Origin of the sequence: Pseudomonas sp. ANT_H4 (assembly GCF_008369295.1) — a bacterium.
Classification (GTDB): Bacteria; Pseudomonadota; Gammaproteobacteria; order Pseudomonadales; family Pseudomonadaceae; genus Aquipseudomonas.
The window spans coordinates 1-2778 of the sequence record NZ_VOBG01000061.1 but is presented as its reverse complement, the minus strand read 5'-3'; the positions used below and the strand labels follow the sequence as shown (position 1 = coordinate 2778).

Genomic DNA, 2778 nt, shown 5'->3' with positions numbered 1-2778 from the left:
GTGACCTTGGCCAATCCACAAGGTGCATGGCGTCCCGGGCTATTCGTGACCGTGCAGGTTGACACTGATACTCGGCAAACAAAGGTCGCAGTACCAGAAGCGGCTATCCAGACGGTCGAGGACAAGCCAACTGTTTTCGTTCGAACGGACGACGGGTTTAAGGCTCAGCCAGTGGAGACAGGCGGCCGTTCAGCAGGTTTGGTCGAGATCACGGAGGGCCTGGAGCCCGGTGTTCAAGTCGCCGCTGCCGGCAGTTTCATTCTGAAATCAGAACTGGGTAAAGCCTCGGCTACACACGCCCACTGATCCGCCACTTCCACGAGAAGGTTCTCATGTTCGAACGCCTGATCCAATTTGCCATCGAGCAGCGCATCATCGTGCTGCTTGCGGTTCTCCTCATGGCCGGCCTCGGTATAGCCAGCTACCAGAAGCTGCCGATCGACGCCGTTCCCGATATCACCAACGTCCAGGTGCAAATCAACACGGGCGCAGCAGGTTTTTCACCACTGGAAACCGAGCAGCGCATCACGTTTCCCATCGAAACTGCAATGGCTGGTTTGCCGGCTTTAGAACAAACTCGCTCGCTGTCACGCTCGGGTTTGTCGCAAGTCACAGTGATCTTCAAGGAAGGCACTGACCTGTTCTTCGCCCGGCAATTGGTCAACGAACGGTTGCAGGTGGCCAAGGAGCAACTGCCCGAGGGTGTGGAAGCCGTCATGGGGCCGATCTCAACCGGTCTGGGTGAAATTTTCCTGTGGACGGTCGAGGCTGAAGAAGGTGCCGTCAAGGAGGACGGCAGTCCCTATACACCGACCGACCTGAGGGTGATCCAAGACTGGATCATCAAGCCTCAGCTGCGCAATGTTCCCGGGGTCGCCGAAATTAATACCATTGGCGGGTTCGCCAAGGAGTACCAGATTGCGCCCGATCCAAAACGCTTGGCGGCTTACAAGCTGACTCTGACTGACCTTGTAACAGCGCTGGAGCGCAACAACGCCAACGTCGGTGCCGGTTACATCGAGCACAGTGGCGAACAGTTACTGATTCGCGCACCTGGCCAAGTAGCGACCACCGACGATATCGCCAATATCGTCATGGCCAACGTCGATGGCACGCCTATCCGCGTCAAGAACGTCGCAACCGTGGACATCGGCCGTGAATTGCGTACGGGGGCCGCGACCGAAAACGGTCGTGAAGTGGTGCTCGGCACAGTGTTCATGCTGATCGGTGAGAACAGCCGCACCGTGGCCCAAGCCGTTGCCAGCAAGCTTGAGCAAATCAACCGCTCACTGCCAAAAGGGGTGGTGGCAGTCACCGTCTATGACCGTACCAATTTGGTGGACAAGGCAATTGCCACCGTTAAGAAGAACTTGATTGAAGGTGCGATCCTGGTAATCGCGATTCTGTTCCTGTTCCTTGGCAACATTCGCGCGGCTCTGATCACTGCCATGGTGATCCCGCTCGCGATGCTATTCACATTCACTGGCATGTTTACCAACAAGGTCAGCGCCAACCTGATGAGCCTCGGAGCGTTGGACTTCGGCATCATCGTTGATGGCGCGGTGGTCATTGTCGAAAACGCCATCCGTCGTCTGGCCCATGCACAGCAACACCACGGACGCATCCTCACCCGCTCCGAACGCTTTCACGAAGTGTTCGCGGCGGCCAAGGAAGCACGCCGACCGCTGATTTTCGGCCAGTTGATCATCATGGTCGTGTACCTGCCGATTTTTGCCCTCACCGGCGTCGAAGGAAAAATGTTTCACCCCATGGCGTTTACTGTGGTGATCGCCTTGCTCGGCGCGATGCTGTTGTCGGTGACCTTTGTCCCGGCGGCGATTGCGATGTTCGTCACCGGTAAGGTGAAGGAAGAAGAGAACATCATCATGCGTGGCGCTCGTCGGGTGTATGCCCCGGCGCTGGAATGGGTCATGGGCCATCGATCATTGGCATTCGCCATAGCACTAGGCGTGATTGCAGTGTGCGGTGTGGTCGCCAGTCGAATGGGCAGCGAGTTTGTGCCGAGTCTCAGTGAAGGGGATTTCGCGTTGCAAGCATTGCGTGTACCAGGTACCAGCCTGACGCAATCGGTAGAAATGCAGCAACGTCTTGAAAACCTTGTGTTGGCAAAGGTACCTGAGGTCAAGCGTATGTTTGCTCGTACTGGTACAGCAGAAATTGCCTCCGATCCAATGCCACCCAACATCTCTGACAGCTATGTGATGCTCAAGCCGAAGAATCAATGGCCTGATCCGAATAAATCCAGGGAGGCGTTGATAGCCGATATCCAAAAAGCTACAGCTGGAATGCCCGGAAGCAACTATGAGCTTTCTCAGCCTATTCAATTGCGTTTTAACGAGCTGATTTCAGGTGTGCGCAGTGATGTGGCAGTGAAGGTCTTCGGTGATGACATGGCGGTCCTTAACAGCACCGCTGCAAAAATTGCTGCGTCCATGCAGAAGATCAATGGTGCCTCCGAGGTCAAAGTCGAGCAAACATCGGGGCTGCCGGTGCTGACCATCAACATCGACCGCGACAAAGCCGCGCGTTACGGACTGAACGTTGGCGACGTACAAGACACCATTGCGGTGGCGGTTGGTGGTCGTCAAGCCGGTACGATGTATGAGGGAGACCGCCGATTCGATATGGTAGTGCGTTTATCCGACGCCATGCGTAAGGATCTCGAGGGATTGTCCACACTGCTAATCCCGGTACCGGCGCTGCTTAACACCAATGCCGATCAGATCGGGTTTATTGCTCTTTCAGAGGTGGCTAGCC

Annotated in this window: 1 protein-coding gene and 1 pseudogene; both read left to right on the top strand. The window is 55.9% G+C overall.

Translation table 11 applies throughout. From position 1 onward, the window contains the following. Positions 1-306, top strand: a pseudogene (locus FQ182_RS30100) (efflux RND transporter periplasmic adaptor subunit); the annotation flags it as partial. 26 nt (positions 307-332) lie between these two features. Further along, positions 333-2778, top strand: a 2446-nt coding sequence (locus tag FQ182_RS29425) for a CusA/CzcA family heavy metal efflux RND transporter (protein WP_149415340.1), incomplete at its 3' end; no start/stop codon positions are given.